Here is a 17,929-nt window from a genome sequence, read left to right as displayed (position 1 = left end):
AGGTGTTATCTCTTACTGATCACAATATTGCTGGGCTTCAGCGACATCCAGCGTGCCCTCGTAAATCGCACGGCCGGTAATGGCGCCAAGAATGCCTTTGTCTGCAACGTCTTTCAGCGCGCGAATGTCATCCATATTGGTTATGCCGCCGGAGGCGATTACAGGAATGGAGGACGCCTGCGCCATGGCGACGGTCTGCTCCACGTTAACACCTTGCATCATGCCGTCGCGGGCGATATCGGTGTACACAATGGAAGACACACCGTCCTGTTCGAAACGCTTGGCCAGCTCGGTGGCCAGTACATCGGACACTTCCGCCCAACCGTCAGTCGCAACGCGACCGTCTTTGGCATCGAGACCGACAATCACATGGCCCTCAAATTCCTTGCAGGCCTCGGTCACAAACTTCGGCTCTTTCACTGCCTTGGTGCCGATAATGACGTAGCTCACACCGGCTTCCAGATATTTCTCAATGGTATGCAGTGAACGGATACCACCGCCAATCTGGATTGGCAGGTTCGGGTAGGCTTTGGCAATACTGGTCACCGCCTCGCCATTCACCGGCTCACCATCAAAGGCACCGTTCAGATCCACCAGATGCAGTCGGCGACAGCCGGTGTCGACCCAGCGGGCAGCCATCTCAACCGGGTCATTGCCGTAGACAGTCGAGTCATCCATAACGCCCTGTTTCAGGCGCACGCACTGGCCGTCTTTTAAATCAATTGCGGGGATAATCAGCATAATATTCTCTTCCCCTCACCCCAGCCCTCTCCCGGAGGGAGAGGGAGTTTACCGCCCAAGCTTGAGCAGAGCGTCCCCTCTCCCACTGGGAGAGGGTCAGGGTGAGGGCTTTCCGTCCCAATCCAAAAAATTCTTTAACAACTGCAAACCCGCCTCACCGCTTTTTTCCGGGTGAAACTGGGCTGCAAACACATTGTCGCGCGACAGCACCGAGTGAAACTCGCGGCCGTAGTCGCTGGTACCAGTCACCAGACTTTCGTCTTCGGCCTGCACAAAGTAGCTGTGCACAAAGTAAAAGCGGCTACCGTCGGCGATATCCTTCCACAGCGGGTGGGCTTTTTTCTGGACCACATTGTTCCAGCCCATGTGCGGCACCTTGAGCTTGTTGCCGTCTGCGTCCTTATGGTTTTCACCAAAGAAGCGCACTTGCCCGGCAATGGTGTCAAAGCAATCCACACCGCCGTTTTCTTCACTGCGGGTCATCAGCGCCTGCATGCCCACGCAAACGGCCAATACCGGCTTGCCAGCGTCGATGCAGTGATTCACCACTTCATCGAGTTTCAAGCGGCGAATCTCACCCATGCAGTCGCGAATGGCGCCCACACCGGGAAAAATAATGCGATCGGCGCTAATGATCTGGGCTCGCTCGTCGGTGACGCGAATCTCCACGTCGCCGCCCACTTTGGCCAGCGCACTCGCAACAGAATGAAGATTACCCATGCCGTAATCAATCACGGCAACAGAAGGCGTAGTCATGAACAGATTCCTACCGAATTACAGGCTGCCCTTGGTGGACGGCGTGATGCCGGCCATGCGCTCGTCAGCGGTCAGCGCCATACGCAACGCGCGACCAAAGGCCTTGAACACGGTTTCGGCCTGATGGTGGGTGTTGTGACCGCGGATGCAATCCACGTGCAGGGTCACCTTGGCGTGGTTTACAAAGCCCTGAAAGAACTCGATAAACAGATCCACATCAAAGCCGCCCACGCTGGCGCGGGTGAAAGGCACGTGAAATTCCAAGCCCGGACGACCGGAGAAATCGATGACCACGCGCGACAGGGCCTCGTCCAGCGGCACATAGGCGTGGCCGTAGCGATTGATCCCTTTCTTGTCGCCCACAGCCTGAGCAAAGGCCTGACCGAGGGTGATACCGATATCTTCCACCGTGTGGTGAGCGTCGATGTGCAGATCGCCCACGGCGTTGATATCCAGATCAATCAGACCGTGACGAGCAATCTGGTCCATCATGTGGTCCAGAAAGGGCACACCCGTCTCGAATTTGGCCGCACCGGTGCCGTCCAGATTCACGCTAGCGGTGATCTGCGTCTCCAGTGTGTTACGGGTGATTGTGGCCTTGCGCTCCGCCATTTATCCTGCTCTTGTGTGAAAACGCGATATTATAGAAAATCCCCGCCGTCATTACAGCCACTAAATACTGGAACAGTAACCACTTACTATGCCTGTTGTTGCCGAAATTGTGTCTCAGCCCTGCGCTCAAGACCTGATTGACCTGAAAAAAACCTACGAAGACCGCACTGAGTGGCTGCAAACCGCCGTCGCCGGCAGCGATCTGGTAGTAGCCGGCCGATTCAACGATCGCCTGGTATCGGGCTTTCTGCTCAAGGATCAGGGAGATCACTGGCAGCTTGAGAAGCTGCAGGTTCGCGAGATTACGCGCCGCCGGGGCGTTGCCCGTCAGACCATCCATAGCGCCCTCAAAACCCTCGATTTTACCCGGCCAATCAGAGTCGACCTCAGCGATCACCCTGAACTGGCCTCACTGTTTGCCGAGTTCGGGTTTGAAGAAAGCGGTTCCGGCACTTATCAATGGCGGCCGTAACGCCCTCGTTCGCCGACCGTTTACTCAACTGGTTCGATCGGCACGGCCGCAAGGATTTACCCTGGCAGCAGGATATTAACCCCTACCGCGTGTGGGTTTCCGAGATCATGCTGCAGCAAACTCAGGTCAATACGGTCATTCCGTATTACCTGGCGTTTATGAAGAGCTTCCCCACCGCGCAGCGCCTCGCCCGGGCACCGATAGATCAGGTATTGCACCACTGGGCCGGCCTCGGCTACTACGCCCGTGCCCGCAACCTGCACAAAGCCGCGCAATTCGTGGTGGATGAACTGGGCGGCGAATTCCCCGATACGGTCGAGGAAATGGAGAAGCTCCCGGGCGTGGGCAAATCCACCGCGGGCGCCATTATCTCCATCGCCTTCAAAAAGCGGGCTCCGATTCTGGATGGCAATGTAAAGCGAGTACTCGCTCGCCACCGGGCCATAGCCGGCTGGCCCGGCGAAGCCGCCACCCTGAAAGCGCTGTGGGAGGCCTCGGAAGCCACCACACCCAAAAAGCGCCCTGCCGCCTATTCACAAGCCATAATGGATCTCGGCGCCACCCTCTGCACTCGCAGTAAACCCGACTGCGACCACTGCCCGGTCGCAGAAGACTGCATTGCCAAAGCCGAGGGCACACAAGCCAATTTCCCGGGCAAAAAGCCCAAGAAAGCCCTTCCCGTCAAAGCCGTACAAATGCTGATCATCGAAGCGCCCGGCCAGCAGATCCTGCTGGAACAGCGTCCCGCACAAGGGATTTGGGGCGGCCTGTGGAGCTTGCCGGAAGTCGCTATCGAAGAATCCGCCGAAGACGCTGCCCTCCAGCGTTTCGGTGTTGAAAGCAAAAGCAAAACGATGCCAGTGCTCCGCCACACCTTCAGTCACTATCATTTGGATATTCACCCGATCCACCTCAAGCTGGCGTCAGTGCCGGCACAGATCATGGAAGGTGACCAACGCCTCTGGTATAACAGCCCCTCAACGCCCGAGGTTGGTCTTGCCGCCCCGGTACAGAAACTGCTCAAGCAACTGATCAAAAAGTGACCTCATGACCCGCAAAGTCCATTGCCGCAAATATCAGCAGGAACTCGACGGCCTGACAGCCCCGCCCTTCCCCGGTCCGCGCGGTCAGGACATCTACGACAATGTCTCCAAGAAAGCCTGGGAAGAATGGCAAACCCACCAAACCATGCTGATCAACGAAAAGCAGCTTTCCATGATGGACCCGGATGCCCGCAAATACTTGCAGGCCGAGATGGAAAAATTCTTCGCCGGCGAGGATTACGACAAAGCCGAAGGCTATGTACCGCCGAGTGAGTAAGTCCCCTTGACTCTGCAAACCTGAACAGGTTTAATACGCGCCTTCGCAAAGTCAGCACCCTTTTTGCGACACGCCCAGATAGCTCAGTCGGTAGAGCAGGGGATTGAAAATCCCCGTGTCGGTGGTTCGATTCCGCCTCTGGGCACCATACAAATAAAGCCTCACCATTCGGTGGGGCTTTTTTGTATCTGGCGTCCGCAGGCGGATGAGAACCACCAGTCTGGCTCGACAAATTGCGCCGCAATTTGATGCGAGCGCGATAGCGCGAAGCCCGAAGGGTCAAAACAGCCCTGAGGCTGTTTTGATGATTCCGCCACTCGCCACCACTCTCATTGAGCAATTCTCACCACCACTCTTTCACACATAACACTTTCCGTGCAGCAGGAGCGCAACACCGTATTCGGTATTCCCATATATACGCGCGGCCCGCTGCGGCGTTAGGGTTTGCGTATCAACATTTGCTTGATCTCGTGTTCACAAGACCCACTGGTGTGCCGTCATGTACGATCAGAAAGTAGCAAAAAGTCCCTCCTATATTTCCCCTTCGGGTTTTACTTTAGTCGAGTTGCTCAGCGTGGTGGCGATCATCGGGATACTTGCCTCGATTGCAATTCCAGCGGTTGGCGGCATGAGTACCCGCTCAAAGATGAGCGAGCTCATACTCGCCGCTTCAGCCTGCAAAAATGACATCGTCGATATTGTCCATGTTAATCATGGCGGTAACTCCGACGTTTCGTCGTCCTTGCTGAATGGCTGCGATATTGCTCCCACCCGCTACGTTGCATCAGGTAGCGTAGATGCCAACGGGGTCATCACAATTGTCGGAAATCACTCCACACTCGGAATCGGAACGTCGGCAACCAGCAATTCAATCCAGTTCACACCGCTTGTCGAAGGTGCACCACTAAATGGAAGTACAGACGGAGGCAAGTCTATTAATAAGTGGCGGTGCGGGCCGGCCAGCGTGAACCCTGTAGACGATTCTTATCTGCCGGGCTCGTGCAGAAGTTAACCCTCTCTCAGCCCCGACCACGCAGATCTCACAAAAAAAGGGCTCCCAATGGGAGCCCTTCACGAGACCTGGATGGCGCAACTATTCAGCTACAACAATCCAGTTAAAACCCTGCGATCATTTCAGATCAAAACGATCCAGTTGCATCACTTTGACCCAGGCGTCGACAAAGTCCTGCACAAAGCGATCTTCTGATCCATTCACTGCATAGACCTCAGCAACTGCGCGCAGTTCCGAATTGGAACCAAAGATCAGATCCACTGGCGTGGCAGTCCACTTGAGCTCACCGGTAGTACGATCGCGACCTTCGTAGAGACCTTTCTGACCGTTGGCCTTGGACCATTCAGTCGACATGTCGAGCAGATTCACAAAGAAATCGTTGCTCAGCACACCCGGCTGATCTGTAAAAACGCCGTTTTGGCTGCTGCCGGTGTTGGCGTTCAGTGCTCGCATACCGCCGATCAGAACCGTCATTTCAGGCACCGTCAGCTCCAGCAGCGCCGCGCGATCTACCATGGCCTCGGTTGGCGTGTAACGCGCTTTGCGAGTGTAGTAGTTGCGGAAGGGATCGGCTTTGGGTTCGAGGACCGCAAAGCTTTCCACGTCGGTTTGCTCCTGAGTAGCATCTGTACGACCCGGCTCGAAAGGCACTGTGATGTCGTGACCAGCGTCTTTGGCAGCTTTCTCAATCGCGGCGGCGCCACCCAGCACGATCATGTCCGCCAACGACACGCGAGTGTTGAACCATTGGCTGTCGTTGAAATCCGTGCGGATTTCTTCGAGCCTGGCCAATACCTTTGCCACCTCAGCCGGATTGTTAACCGCCCAGTTTTTCTGCGGCTCCAGCGCCAGCCGAGCACCGTTAGCACCACCGCGCATATCGGTTCCGCGATAGGTTGCAGCAGAGGCCCAGGCAGTGCGCACCAGCTCGGATACGGTCAGACCGGAATCCAGAATCTTGGCTTTCAGTTTCTTCACATCACCGTCGCCAATCAGCTTGTAATCCGCTTCGGGAACCGGGTCTTGCCACTTCAGGTCTTCTTGCGGCAGATCACCCGCGACGTAGCGCGCTTTCGGCCCCATGTCGCGGTGGGTCAGTTTGAACCAGGCGCGGGCGAAGGCTTTCTCAAACTCTTCCGGGTTTTCCTTGAAGCGCAGGGAAATCTCGCGATAGGCCGGATCCATCTTCAGCGACAGATCAGTGGTAAACATGATCGGTGCGTGACGCTTACCTTCAACGTGCGCATCCGGAACCAAGTTGGCAGCCTGACCACCTTTTGGAACCCACTGAATCGCACCCGCCGGGCTACGCGTCTGTTCCCATTCAAAGGCAAACAGATTGCTCAGATACTGGTGGGTCCACTGCGCCGGGCTGGATGTCCACGCACCTTCCAAACCACTGGTAATGGTGTCTTCCGCATTACCTTTGCCACACTTGTTCTTCCAGCCAATACCCTGCTGTTCAATTGGTGCGGCTGAGGGATCTTCTCCCACACACTCTTCAGGCTTGTGGGCACCGTGGGCTTTACCAAAGGTGTGACCACCGGCAATCAAGGCAACGGTTTCTTCGTCGTTCATTGCCATCCGGCCAAAGGTTTCGCGAATATCTTTGGCCGCCGCCAGCGGATCAGGTTTACCGTTGGGGCCTTCCGGGTTTACGTAGATCAAACCCATTTGCACTGCAGCCAGAGGTTTCTCCAGTTTGCGATCTCCGTGGTAGCGCTTATCGCCGGCCAGCCATTTCTTCTCGCTGCCCCAGTACACGTGATCGGCTTCCCAGTCGTCTTCACGACCACCGGCAAAGCCATAGGTTTTAAAACCCATGGATTCCAGTGCCACGTTACCGGTCAGCACCATCAAGTCAGCCCATGAAATCTGGTTGCCGTACTTTTGCTTGATCGGCCACAACAGACGGCGGGCACGATCCAGATTGACGTTGTCAGGCCAGCTGTTCAGCGGCTCAAAACGCTGCTGGCCACCACCGGCACCACCGCGGCCGTCAAAGACGCGGTAGGTACCCGCGCTGTGCCAGGCCATACGGATAAAGAAGGGGCCGTAGTGACCGTAGTCGGCTGGCCACCAGTCCTGCGATTCCGTCATTAAGGCTTCCAGGTCTTTCTTGAGAGCCGCAAGGTCGAGCTTTTTAAATTCTTCGGCGTAGTCAAAGTCTTCGCCGAGGGGATTGGATTCGTTGTCATGCTGACGCAGAGGTTGAAGATCGAGCAGGTCGGGCCACCAGAAATCATTGGTTGTACCCTGCTTTGCGGGGCTACCAGCAGCGGCAGGCAGTGCCAGCGATGCGGCAATGGCCAGCGCCATGACCCGCGGTTTCGCAGACTTGAACATTATGGTTCTCCTTATCAGAGGTTATGCGATTGCCGGCCAACGCACGGCTTCATGTTCGGGCGCTCGTCTTACGGCGCAGACTGATTTATAGACCTTGGGTTTCGATAGGGAAAATAGTATTTTTTGAAACAGTCGATAGGTTTTTTCAATAGACTAGGCGCCACGTGGCCTGCAGGCCACTCAAGCCTGCTTGGTATTTTTTACATCTGGAGCAAGCCAGGCGACGAGACATCGCAAGTCAGGGTCATCGCCTGCTTTTTTGGCTATATTTCAGCCTGCTCACTGCACCTGCGCACAAAGCGCGAAACCGTTCTGCAATGGTTCGCCTGCCCTGTGGCAAGTGCAGTGTTACGCTACGCGATCGCATAACACTGGAGACTGGAATGGAAAACGTACCGCAAACCGCGCTCAGCCTGCGCTCACTGGTTACTGAAGACGGAAACCTGCAACTGTTGCTTAAGGAGTCGCCAGTACCGGAACCCGGCGACGATGAAGTGGTGGTACGCATTGAAGCCACACCGATCAACCCCTCCGATCAGGCCACTCTGATCGCACCTGCCGATGTGAGTACCGGTAAAACCACAGGTACCGGCGCTGACACGGTCTATACCGCCAAGGTTCGACCTGGACTGGAAAGCCGCGTTAAACCGCGCATTGGCAAACCGCTGGCAATGGGCAATGAAGGGGCCGGCATCGTGGTTAAAGCGGGTTCCAGCAAAGCCGCTCAGGCCCTGCTCGGCAAAACCGTTGCCGTTATGGATGGCGCCCTCTACTGCCAGTACCGCAAGGTCAACGTGATGCAGTGCATGCCCCTGAACGAAGGCACCAGCGCTCGCGATGGCGCGTCCTGTTTTGTAAACCCGCTGACCGCGCTCGGCTTTGTGGAAACCATGCGCAGCGAAGGCTTCAAAGCGATTGTGCACACCGCCGCTGCCTCCAACCTCGGTCAGATGCTGAACCGTATCTGCCTGAACGACGGCATCGATCTGGTTAATATCGTGCGCAAACCGGAACAAGTTGAGCTACTGAAATCGCAGGGCGCGAAATATGTGCTTAATTCAAATGACGAGAACTTCTCTCGCGACTTGACCGCTGCTATCGAAGCGACCGGAGCCTACGTTGCCTTTGACGCGATTGGCGGCGGCGATCTGGGCAGCCGCATTCTGACCTGTATGGAAAAGGCCGCGCTGAAAGACACCGAACTGCCCGGACCCTACGGCTCCAACACCTTTAAACAACTCTACGTATACGGCAGCCTCGATCTGTCGCCTACGGTGATCAACCGCAACTTCGGTTTCAGCTGGGGTGTGAATGCCTGGTTGCTGACGCCCTTTATTCAGAAGGTTGGACCGGAGAAAACCCAGCAGCTGCAAAAGCGTGTGGCCGATGAACTGACCACCACGTTCGCCAGCCACTACAGCGATGAAATTTCGCTGACCGACGCCCTCAAGGCCGAGGTGGTTGCCGAGTACAGCAAGCAGGCAACCGGCCAGAAGTTTCTGATCAACCCGACCTTGTAAGCCCTTCGGCGGCTCAGCCGCCGAAATCCCATCGCAGACCAAGCTGGTATATGGTCTGATCCGGATAGGGTGTCATGGTGTAATTCCCGGGCAGCAAGGGCTGGTCGAGAATCAGCAGGGCATCCTGTTCTTTGGTCAGGTTTTTGGCGTTAAAGTTTAGCGACCAGCCACCTGTTTCCGAGCGCAAACCCAAGCCTGCATCAATACGCGTGGTGCCTTCTTGATAGGTATTGGGGTCAATATCCGAATCCAGAAAACGGCCGTTGTTGTAGCTGATATTTAAGCGAATGCTGGCACGCAATTCATCCATACCGAAAAAGCCGAACTCATAACGCGGCGACAAGGTCGCATTCCACTCCGATGCATAAGGCAGTGGTTTACCACCAAGATTCTGGCGCTCATCCTGACCCGAGGTGAAAATGGGCGGGCCATCGGGGAAGGTTTTATAAATCGCATCCAGATAACCCACACTACCGACAATGCTCAAGCCCTGCAGCGGTGGCAACCAGAAGAAATCCAGTTCCGCGCCACGGCTTTCTGACTCCGGCGCATTATCCGTAACCAACGTGACACCATTAAAGGTACGAATTTGAAGGTCTTCCACCTCTGAATCAAAGGCAGCCACATTCAATACCAGCGAGCCGCCGAGCAGCCGCGACTTTAAACCCACTTCATAGGTAACAGCCGATTCCGCGTCATATTCCAGCGAATTGGGGTTAAGTGGCGCAAAATCAAAACCACCGGCTTTAAAACCTTTTACCGCCGTGGCATAAAGATTGATGTCCGGCACGACCTCATAGTTCACGGCCACTTTTGGCGAAACATTGGTTTCGCGACGTTCCAGATCCGGCGCACTGAAACTCTCCTGCTGCAGCGAACCCGCCGACAAACTGTTTCCCTCAGCCACGGCCGAAAACGAGCGTCCGGTAGATTCGTCTTCGCCATAACGAAGCCCCAGGGTAACGCTCAGCTTTTCGGTTGCAGCCCAGTTCAACTGCGAGAAAATCGCATAGGAAACGGTTTCAGCCGAGGTTCCCGAGATAAAACGCTCGCGCTCACCGGCAATGATCAGACCGTTGGAATCCACTGGCAGCCCTAGCAAAAACGGATCGAAGGGCAGCTGCTGGTTTTGCACAATGGCGCCCGCGCGGGCAAAGGCAAACAGGCCATTGAGATCGACATCGATATCCTGAAAGACATTGACCTTGGAGCGCTGGCCGAACAGACCTACGACAAAATCCACCTCGCCATCGAGCCCGAAAAACGACGGCGCGGTAGCGTCAAAACGAAACTCAAGGGAGCGGGCCGAATACGGGTTACCGCGCGGCGGGCCGTTAAACACAACGAGGTTTACCGGAGAGTAGTCAACGTCGAGCGCGTAAGGGGTTTTGACCTGCGACCAGGCCAGAATTGAGGTGAGCTGGGTATTGTTCAAACCAAAAAAGGTCGGCGTCTGCCAAAGAAGCTGCAACGAAGCCGCAGCCGTTTCGCGATCCGACAAGGTCAGGCCATCGGTGGAGGTATTCTGATCGTAGGGGTCCGCTTCGGTCTGTGGATCATACTCACGAAAAACATCCAGACTGCGTTCGCTGGCAATGTAGAGCGACTGGGTATAGCCCTTGGTGATCGACTCCGCGCGCAGCAAATTCACCTTGGCCGTGAGAGTATCGCTGACATCCCACAGTAGCTTGATGCGCAAGCCCTCGTCACGCTGGGTCTGTTGCTCGTTACGGGTGCTGTTGAACTCCAGCGTATCGCCGTCGCTATAGCGATAGGCCAGTCGGCCCAGGACCTTGTCGCCAATCAGGGGGCCAGAGATCGCCAGTTCGGCGCTTTCTGTGGTTACGTCCTCAACCCGGTTATAGCTGATATAGCCTTCGGGCGTGTCGGTAGGTGACGCCGTATGGAAATTAAATACACCGCCAAGGGTATTCTTGCCAAACAGGGTGCCCTGCGAGCCGCGCAGGACTTCAAGCCGCTCCAGATCAAATACCGCATCCTGGGTAAAGGTAGAGCGACCAAAGGGCACATCATCGATCACCAGCCCAATGGAAGGTTCAAAGCCCACGCCCAGCGGCGGCGTACCAAAACCACGAATGGTCACCGTGGTATAGAGCGCCAGCGAGGCATCAAAATTGACGTTGGGAATATAGCGAGTGATTTCGCCCACATCGGTAATACCGGATTCGCGAACAAAGTCGCCGTTGACTACCGAGATCGAGAGCGGCACATCCTGAGAGCTCTCCAGGCGCTTGTTGGCCGTAACCAGCACCTCTTCGATCACACGCGGTTCGGCCAACGTATGACCGCTACAGAGGAATACTCCGGTAAGAACAACCCTAAAAAGGCGCACTCGACGCCGCAGACAACTCCACTTCACATACCACCCCGCTTCACGTTGTTATCGTTATTTACATTCGGGCCGAAACTCAGGCTAACGCATTGCTCAGCAAGACAAAAGCCCTAAATGTACAAAAGTACGACTTTGCTATTACAAGCGCTTGAAACGGCCGCCGGCAATGCATTCTGACACCAGAATCTGGCCGAACACGACATCCTCCAGCCATGACAGAGTGTGCTAGTGTCAGCACTGATAACAATAAAGTGTCTCAACGAGGCGTGTTTATGAGAGCTGGAACAGCACTAATAATCAGTTTGCTGACCATCCTGATGGCGGCGCCTGCCACAGCGCTCGATCTCTACGCGGGCTGGCTAGCTCCCAGCAAACCTTTTAGTCCGACAGAGAGCCCCGAAGCACCGGACTACAACGACCCGGACAATTGGGCTGCCCTCCCGGATCGCAAGGACAATGCCGATCTGGTGCCGGCTGGCACCGGTTTGGAAGATCGTCAGGCCAATGCGGTTATGGATGTATTCTATATTCACCCCACCAGCTACCTGATTGGCGGGGCATGGAATAGCAGTACAAGCAACTGGCTGGCCCGTCTTATAACCGATTACGGTGTGCTGCCCCAGCAGGCGGCGGTCTATAACGGCATTGCCAAAGTGTATGCCCCCCGCTACCGCCAAATGTCTCAAGGCGCGCAAGTTAAACCCCTGAGCCAGCATGATCTGGAAAAGGCGCGCTCACTGGCCTTCAGCGACGTGCGGCGAGCTTTTGACCACTTTCTGGATCACTACAATCGGGGCCGCCCTTTCCTGATTGCCAGCCACAGCCAAGGCACCACTCATGCGGTGCCGTTGCTGCAATACCTTTATACCCAGCGATCACGGGATGCGAGGCGCTTTGTAGCAGGCTACCTGATCGGCAATACCGTTGAAGAATCCCGACTGAAGGGTCTTTTGCCGGTCTGCGATAGCCCCACAGCCACCGGCTGCTACTTGAGCTGGAATGCCGTGGCCGAAGGCGGCGATGGCAGTCACTGGCTGAATAAGGGGCAACCGGTCTGTGTAAACCCGCTGTCCTGGCGCCGCGATGGCGTGGCTATTAACAAAAACGCCAACCTTGGGTCACTCCCCATAACCGGCCCCTATTTTCTGGACGCCCCCGACCGCCACCAGACCGGAGCACGCTGCGAAGACGGCATTCTCTGGATTGAAGAACCCGCCGCCCGCGGCTACGGACTGGCTCTGTTTCCCGGCAAGGGCTACCACAGTTACGACTACAATCTGTTCTGGATGAACATACGAAGCAATCTGGAACAGCGCAGCCAAGCCTACCTGTCAGAGGCACCGTGATTTTGCGCACCAGCCTCCGCAGGGTTTACTATCATTGGAATAATAAGAAAGAGATATTACCCATGACATCATACAACCGCTTCCCCCTGGCCTGTTTGGTAGGCACGCTCTCGATAAACGCGCTTGCCCAAGATCAGACGGCCGAAACGCCTCCCGAGCAGAACAAGCCCACTGCCATGATTGAGGAAGTTTTTGTCACGGCCAGCAAGCGGACCGAATCGGTGCAGGAAGTCTCTGCGGCGGTCTCCGCCTTTTCTGACGAACTGCTCAAGGCGAACAATATCGACGGCTTTGAGCAATTAGCCGACATCACCCCCGGACTGGTCTCGCGTAACGACCGCGAGGGCAACGATATCTCCATTCGCGGTATTGGCAAGGCCTTCGGCGGCACCTCGCCCGTGGCTTACCACATCAATGGCTTTTTCGTAGATTCCACCGAGCCGTTTTACGATATTCAAACCATTGAGGTGATTCGAGGGCCGTCCGGTACCGTGTATGGCCGCAACGCCACCGCCGGGGCGATCGATGTTAAATGGCAGCGCCCGGTCGATCACTGGGAGGTGGGCGGCGATCTGCTAGCCGCATCTTACGACAATCGCCGGGTACGCAGCTTTATCAACGTACCGGTTGCCGACGGTATCAACACCCGCTTTGCCGGCCTGTGGGAAGAACAAACCGGCTACCTCGATAACGAATTGGCCGATGGCGATGAAGAGCCGGAGAGCTTCACCCGCTATTTTTATCGCGGCATGATTGAGGGCTACGTCAACGAGAACCTTCGCTTAGCATTGCATGCGATCAAGAATAACAAGCGCACCAAGGCGCATATGGTTGCCAGCCCGTCCATCTCCACCCGGCAGAGCGAACGCTACCGCGAGTTCGGCGTCGCCCCGATGCCCCTCGACCTGTTAAAAGTCCGCTCGCAGCAATATCAGGATTTTGGCCCAGTGGATGACAAGAGCAGCCGCGTGGTTACCGACCTGACCTGGAGTCTGGAAGACCTGTGGCTGCTGGGTAATATCGACGTGGACCTGATCGGTGGCGTCGAGCGCCGCCGCCTGCACCGCTACAACGATCTCGATGGCACCGAGGTGCAGATCGTTGAAACCGACAACTACATCAACGGCGTCGGTCGCAATGCAGAACTGCGGTTTACCTCGCAGAATACCAGCGGCATCGACTGGATCTTCGGTTTGTTCTGGTACCGCGACGACAACCATCAGGATCGCTTCGTCGTTGCTCGCACCAAACAGAATCTGGGGCAGTTGTTTTTCGCGCCGATTAATCTTCCCGGCGGCGCCGGCAGCCGGATCTTTGATGCCTATGTGGTAACAAAGGATCTGAACCAGAACACCAAAAACGAAGCAGCCTTCCTGAACGTTCGCGCCAATCTGCGGGATATGGTGTCGACCCTGCCGGAGATCGAACTGTTTGCCGGCATCCGTTATAACCGCGACGAATTCCGACTGCTGGTAGAACGCGACACCGCCTCGGCGCAGGATGCCCAGACCGGCCAGCCCAACCCGCCCTTTGTGGTATCGGACCAGTCCTTCGACGCACCCGGTGAATCCACCGCCCGCACCGGCGAGATCGGCGGCAAGTGGTTCTACAGCGACGAAGGCATGATCTACGGCAAATACGCCACCGGCTACAAACCCGGCACGGCCCAGATCCTGACCAGCGGTGAATTGAATCAGGTCGATCCGGAATTTCTCAATATGATCGAATTCGGCTGGAAAACCGCCCTGTTTGATAACCGCTCACTGACCCTGAATGTATCGGCCTTTGATTATTCCTACGAGGACCTGCAAGTTTCCAAAATTGTCGTCACCGGTATTGAGCTGAACAATGCCGGTGCGGCCTCCATTCAAGGAGTCGAGGCTGAACTGCAATGGGCGCCTCTGCCCAATCTGCTGGCTCACTTTTCCTTTGGTTGGCTGGACGCAAAATTTGAGGAATTCTGCGGCCGCGATGACGAGCTGGAGAACCAGCAAACCCAGCCCGGTTGTGACAGCGACCAGCCCCACAATTTTAAAGGCGCTCGCATGAGCGACGCCCCGGAATTTACCTTTGGCGCCCTGCTGCGCTACACCCACCCGCTGGAGCGTTTCGGTATGCTAACCGGCGTGGTCAAGTTTGCCTGGTCTGACGACTATCAGCGTCGCCCCTACGATAACCCCATTGATACCGTCGACGCCCACCACAAAACCGATATCCGTCTGAACTGGAACAGTCCGACCGACACATATCGAGTCGGTATTTTTGTGGAGAACCTCGAAGACCACGACGATATCTTCACCCACCACTTCTCCCAGCCCGATCCCGGCAACTACTCACTGATCGCGCCGCAGCCGCCGCGCACGGCCGGTTTGATTATTGAAGCCAATTGGTAACGAGGGACTCTTGGCCTAGCCTGAAAATGGGCTAAAATGCTGCCCGCTATCAACCTGCAGGAGTAATGGTCATCGGACGCGCATATCAAAACCGCAAAGATTCAATGGCGAAGACCTCGGATGCCAAGGCCCGGGTCTACAGCCGCTACGCACGGGAAATCTACGTTTGCGCCAAATCCGGTGGCTGCGAGCCCGAGGGCAACCTGAGCCTGCGGGGGCTGATCGAGCGCGCCAAGCGCGAGCAGGTGCCTACCCACGTTATCGAAAATGCCATCAAAAAGGCCCAGGGCGGCGCGGGGGAGGACTACTCACCGGCGCGCTATGAGGGCTTTGGTCCCGGCGGTTGCATGGTGATTATCGAATGCCTGACCGACAATCCCAACCGGACCTTTGGCGATGTGCGCCTGTGCTTTACCAAAACCGACTGCAAGATTGGCACTCAGGGCACCACCAGCCACAGCTTCGATCATTGTGCGATTTTCAAATTCGCGCACGACGACGAAGAAGCGGTAATGGAGTGTCTGCTGGAGGCGGAAGTTGACCTCAGCGATATTGAGGACGAAGACGGCTCTCTGAGCGTATTCGTGCCGCATACCGAATACTTCAAGGCCAAAACCGCATTGATGGAAGGCTTTCCGGATATCGAGTTTGAAGTCGACGAAATTCAGTTTATTCCGAAAGGCTCAACGCCTATCGCCGAAGAACATCGCGATCAGTTCAACAAATTTATGAATATGCTGGATGATCTTGATGATGTTCAACGGGTTTACCACGACGCTGTACTGTAGCACTTACGCGAGTTCACGGAATGTCACCTCCTGACATTCCGTGAAAACACAAACAGCCTATTACTCGCCTACCGGCAGTATCTTGCGCACAATCGCCTCACACTCTTCCCCGCGCATATATTTCGGCACCGGGTAGCCGTAAAGTCCGTGTGATTCTTTCATTGCCCGCGCAGCAATCGTTGCCACCTGATCAGGTTTTAAGACGTCGGCGTGGGTTGGAATGCCGATCGCCTGTGAGAGTTCTTTCACCCGCTCGACGAGTTTTTCGGCAAGAATGTCATCGCTGTCATTCGCGCTGCCGATACCCGCTGATTTGCTAATTCGCGCCATCTGCGGCGCACAGGTGTCGCGATAAAAATCCAGCACGTGAGGGAGGAACAAGGCATTGGCCAGTCCGTGAGGCAGATGACAGAGGGCACCGAGCTGGTGAGCCATGCCGTGCACGTAGCCAACATTGGCTATGGTGAAGGCGGAACCGGCATAGTAACTGGCCAGTGCCATGGCTTCTCTTGCCGAGCGATTGCCTCCATCAGCAACGGCAGATTCCAGATTCTGGAAGATGATGCGCGCAGCCGCCAGGGACTTGCGCAAGGTGTCTTCACTGGCTTCTCGCGATAGCGCCGATTCAATCGCGTGAGTCAGCGCATCCATACCGGTGGCAGCCGTAATCGGGGCCGGCAGTTTGAGCATCAAGTCCGCATCGAGCGCGACGGCGTCGGGCACGAGTTTCGGGTCTACGATAAAGCACTTGGTTTCGGCCTGAGCATCTGTCACCACAGAGACCATGGTGGCCTCAGAGCCTGTGCCCGCGGTTGTGGGCACACAATAGATCGGCAAACCCCGGCTTTTTACATTGAAATAGCCGACGATGTTTGCCGGCTCCTGATCGGAGCCGGAACAAATCGCGATGACTTTTGCCGCGTCCAGCGCAGAGCCTCCACCGATGGCTAACACCGCGTCACAGCGATTTTGTTTACAACTCGCGATGCCCGCATTTACTTGCCCAAAATCTGGATCGGGCAGCACACCGTCGTAAATTACGGTATCGATGCCCTGCTCGGCCAAGGACGCAGTGACCTGTTTAACCAGGCCCAATTCAACCAGCATTTTGTCGGTCACCACCAACACCCGCTGGTGACCAAAATTACCGATGGCCTGCATCAAGGCGCTTGAGCTGCCAGCGCCCGCGTAAACCAGAGGTGCGGGAACACTGATAAATTTCATTATCAGCCGGCTCAACAGGGACATGGCTCGGCTATAGAGTACAGTCAGAGTGTGCATGAGAATTCATTTCTTTTATGACTTAGCTCCTCATACTAGCCTTCCAATTTAGGCGACTGAAAGACCAGACGCTGGTTTACCTGCGGTGATCAGCATAATTTTTCTGAATGGCGTCTGGCGCACATCATCAAGACTTTTGCCGCAAGGGTTTGCCTACTATGAATAAGCAGTCCAACGCAGAGGGCCTCAAAGCGTGAATCGATCACAATGCAGCTACAAGACCGAAGTCCAAATCTCTGCCCGCCCCGTACATAACAGAAATCGCTTCCAGTACGGGGTCAACATGCTGAAACTCGTTGCCACTCTCGCCATTGCCTCCACCACCATGGTTTTTCTGAGCGCCTGTAGCTCCGCGCCCGACAATCCGCTGCCGCGACCGGAATCCGTCGACCTGCAACGCTTTATGGGCGACTGGTATGTGATTGGCTTTATCCCCTTGCCGCCGGAGAGCGAGGCCCATAACGGTATCGAAAACTACCGGCTGGGTGACGACGGACGCATCTATACAACCTATACCTTCAACAAGGGCAGTTTCGATGGACCAGTGAAGCGCTACACCCCCGAAGCGACCGTGGTTGAAGGCTCCGACGGCACCGCCTGGAAAATGCAGTTCCTTTGGCCCTTTGCCGCCGATTACCGGATTGCCTATGTCACCTCAGACTACCGGGAGACCATCATTGCCCGCCCGAGCCGGGACTATGTCTGGCTGATGTCCCGCGACCCCGGCATGTCAGACGCGCGCTACCAGAGCTATGTGCAGCGTATTGAAGACATGGGTTACGATGTGAGCGAGTTCCGCAGACAGCCTCAGCAGCCGCTGAATGAGCGTTAAGCCACTGATATAGATAGTTTTAAGCCCCTCACCACCCCCTTCCAGTACCGTCCCCGGCCGTGGCGCCCAGCTTGATGCCACGGCCAAAATGGCGATAATGACCAACCTAAAAAACAATCCGTTGTCAGCCAGCAGTTCGCCGCCCGGCGGCTTCCCC

At 55.9% G+C, this 17,929-nt stretch carries 15 protein-coding genes and 1 tRNA gene; 10 read left to right on the top strand and 6 right to left on the bottom strand.

Annotated features, from left to right (window positions below; all coding sequences use genetic code 11):
- Positions 1-12: 12 nt before the first annotated feature.
- The 3 genes from hisA to hisB all read right to left on the bottom strand — a co-directional run bounded on the left by hisA (position 13) and on the right by hisB (position 2,109).
- Entirely contained in the window at positions 13-741 is a 729-nt protein-coding gene (hisA, locus tag FHR99_RS09350) for a 1-(5-phosphoribosyl)-5-[(5-phosphoribosylamino)methylideneamino]imidazole-4-carboxamide isomerase (protein ID WP_183410390.1), read from the bottom strand.
- Positions 742-837: 96 nt separating this feature from the next.
- A complete protein-coding gene (gene hisH, locus FHR99_RS09345; RefSeq protein WP_183410389.1) occupies positions 838-1,497 on the bottom strand; it encodes an imidazole glycerol phosphate synthase subunit HisH in 660 nt (219 codons plus the stop codon).
- Positions 1,498-1,515: 18 nt separating this feature from the next.
- Positions 1,516-2,109, bottom strand: a complete 594-nt coding sequence (gene hisB / locus FHR99_RS09340; RefSeq protein ID WP_183410388.1) for an imidazoleglycerol-phosphate dehydratase HisB — start codon at positions 2,107-2,109, stop codon at positions 1,516-1,518.
- Between the two features lie 88 nt (positions 2,110-2,197).
- On the opposite strand from hisB, the gene FHR99_RS09335 reads away from it, so the two are divergent.
- The 5 genes from FHR99_RS09335 to FHR99_RS09315 all read left to right on the top strand — a co-directional run bounded on the left by FHR99_RS09335 (position 2,198) and on the right by FHR99_RS09315 (position 4,913).
- Positions 2,198-2,581 carry an acetyl-CoA sensor PanZ family protein gene (locus FHR99_RS09335; protein ID WP_183410387.1) on the top strand — a complete coding sequence of 128 codons (384 nt, stop codon included), beginning with the start codon at positions 2,198-2,200 and terminating at the stop codon, positions 2,579-2,581.
- Positions 2,569-3,624: an A/G-specific adenine glycosylase gene (mutY, locus tag FHR99_RS09330; protein WP_183410386.1), complete on the top strand. Its 1,056-nt coding sequence runs from the start codon at positions 2,569-2,571 to the stop codon at positions 3,622-3,624. The genes FHR99_RS09335 and mutY overlap by 13 nt, the downstream gene beginning before the upstream one ends.
- Before the next feature lie 4 nt (positions 3,625-3,628).
- Complete coding sequence (locus FHR99_RS09325; protein ID WP_183410385.1) at positions 3,629-3,901, top strand: oxidative damage protection protein; 273 nt, start codon at positions 3,629-3,631, stop codon at positions 3,899-3,901.
- Between the two features lie 72 nt (positions 3,902-3,973).
- Positions 3,974-4,049: transfer RNA gene (locus FHR99_RS09320), tRNA-Phe, on the top strand.
- Between the two features lie 351 nt (positions 4,050-4,400).
- Positions 4,401-4,913 (top strand): pilin, encoded by a 513-nt coding sequence (locus FHR99_RS09315; protein WP_183410384.1) that lies wholly within the window; start codon positions 4,401-4,403, stop codon positions 4,911-4,913.
- Between the two features lie 117 nt (positions 4,914-5,030).
- On the opposite strand, the gene katG is transcribed toward FHR99_RS09315, so the two are convergent.
- Positions 5,031-7,259, bottom strand: coding sequence for a catalase/peroxidase HPI (katG, locus tag FHR99_RS09310; RefSeq protein WP_183410383.1), 2,229 nt, complete (start codon positions 7,257-7,259; stop codon positions 5,031-5,033).
- Between the two features lie 383 nt (positions 7,260-7,642).
- Here katG and FHR99_RS09305 point away from each other — a divergent pair, with 383 nt between their 5' ends.
- Positions 7,643-8,779, top strand: coding sequence for a zinc-binding dehydrogenase (locus FHR99_RS09305; RefSeq protein WP_183410382.1), 1,137 nt, complete (start codon positions 7,643-7,645; stop codon positions 8,777-8,779).
- Positions 8,780-8,792: 13 nt separating this feature from the next.
- Here the strand turns inward: FHR99_RS09305 and FHR99_RS09300 are convergent, their stop codons facing one another.
- On the bottom strand, positions 8,793-11,078 hold the full coding sequence (locus FHR99_RS09300; RefSeq protein WP_183410381.1) for a TonB-dependent receptor: 2,286 nt from the start codon (positions 11,076-11,078) through the stop codon (positions 8,793-8,795).
- Between the two features lie 326 nt (positions 11,079-11,404).
- On the opposite strand from FHR99_RS09300, the gene FHR99_RS09295 reads away from it, so the two are divergent.
- From FHR99_RS09295 to FHR99_RS09285, 3 genes are all read left to right on the top strand, one after another.
- Positions 11,405-12,478, top strand: a complete 1,074-nt coding sequence (locus FHR99_RS09295) for a DUF3089 domain-containing protein (RefSeq protein WP_183410380.1) — start codon at positions 11,405-11,407, stop codon at positions 12,476-12,478.
- A 62-nt stretch (positions 12,479-12,540) separates the two neighbouring features.
- A complete protein-coding gene (locus FHR99_RS09290; RefSeq protein WP_183410379.1) occupies positions 12,541-14,871 on the top strand; it encodes a TonB-dependent receptor in 2,331 nt (776 codons plus the stop codon).
- Positions 14,872-14,942: 71 nt separating this feature from the next.
- Entirely contained in the window at positions 14,943-15,659 is a 717-nt protein-coding gene (locus tag FHR99_RS09285; protein ID WP_183410945.1) for a YebC/PmpR family DNA-binding transcriptional regulator, read from the top strand.
- A gap of 60 nt (positions 15,660-15,719) precedes the next feature.
- On the opposite strand, the gene FHR99_RS09280 is transcribed toward FHR99_RS09285, so the two are convergent.
- Positions 15,720-16,940 carry an iron-containing alcohol dehydrogenase gene (locus tag FHR99_RS09280; RefSeq protein ID WP_183410378.1) on the bottom strand — a complete coding sequence of 407 codons (1,221 nt, stop codon included), beginning with the start codon at positions 16,938-16,940 and terminating at the stop codon, positions 15,720-15,722.
- 283 nt (positions 16,941-17,223) lie between these two features.
- On the opposite strand from FHR99_RS09280, the gene FHR99_RS09275 reads away from it, so the two are divergent.
- On the top strand, positions 17,224-17,772 hold the full coding sequence (locus tag FHR99_RS09275; RefSeq protein ID WP_183410377.1) for a lipocalin family protein: 549 nt from the start codon (positions 17,224-17,226) through the stop codon (positions 17,770-17,772).
- Positions 17,773-17,929 lie beyond the last annotated feature (157 nt).

It is taken from the genome of Litorivivens lipolytica (assembly GCF_014191715.1).
In the GTDB taxonomy this organism is placed as follows: domain Bacteria; phylum Pseudomonadota; class Gammaproteobacteria; order Pseudomonadales; family Spongiibacteraceae; genus Litorivivens; species Litorivivens lipolytica.
This window is presented reverse-complemented; position numbering and strand designations above follow the sequence as displayed.

Coding starts and splice junctions, on each gene's coding strand:
- hisA (WP_183410390.1), bottom strand. CDS start 741: ATGCTGATTATCCCCGCAATTGATTTAAAAGACGGCCAGTGCGTGCGC.
- hisH (WP_183410389.1), bottom strand. CDS start 1,497: ATGACTACGCCTTCTGTTGCCGTGATTGATTACGGCATGGGTAATCTT.
- hisB (WP_183410388.1), bottom strand. CDS start 2,109: ATGGCGGAGCGCAAGGCCACAATCACCCGTAACACACTGGAGACGCAG.
- FHR99_RS09335 (WP_183410387.1), top strand. CDS start 2,198: ATGCCTGTTGTTGCCGAAATTGTGTCTCAGCCCTGCGCTCAAGACCTG.
- mutY (WP_183410386.1), top strand. CDS start 2,569: ATGGCGGCCGTAACGCCCTCGTTCGCCGACCGTTTACTCAACTGGTTC.
- FHR99_RS09325 (WP_183410385.1), top strand. CDS start 3,629: ATGACCCGCAAAGTCCATTGCCGCAAATATCAGCAGGAACTCGACGGC.
- FHR99_RS09315 (WP_183410384.1), top strand. CDS start 4,401: ATGTACGATCAGAAAGTAGCAAAAAGTCCCTCCTATATTTCCCCTTCG.
- katG (WP_183410383.1), bottom strand. CDS start 7,259: ATGTTCAAGTCTGCGAAACCGCGGGTCATGGCGCTGGCCATTGCCGCA.
- FHR99_RS09305 (WP_183410382.1), top strand. CDS start 7,643: ATGGAAAACGTACCGCAAACCGCGCTCAGCCTGCGCTCACTGGTTACT.
- FHR99_RS09295 (WP_183410380.1), top strand. CDS start 11,405: ATGAGAGCTGGAACAGCACTAATAATCAGTTTGCTGACCATCCTGATG.
- FHR99_RS09290 (WP_183410379.1), top strand. CDS start 12,541: ATGACATCATACAACCGCTTCCCCCTGGCCTGTTTGGTAGGCACGCTC.
- FHR99_RS09280 (WP_183410378.1), bottom strand. CDS start 16,940: ATGCACACTCTGACTGTACTCTATAGCCGAGCCATGTCCCTGTTGAGC.
- FHR99_RS09275 (WP_183410377.1), top strand. CDS start 17,224: ATGCTGAAACTCGTTGCCACTCTCGCCATTGCCTCCACCACCATGGTT.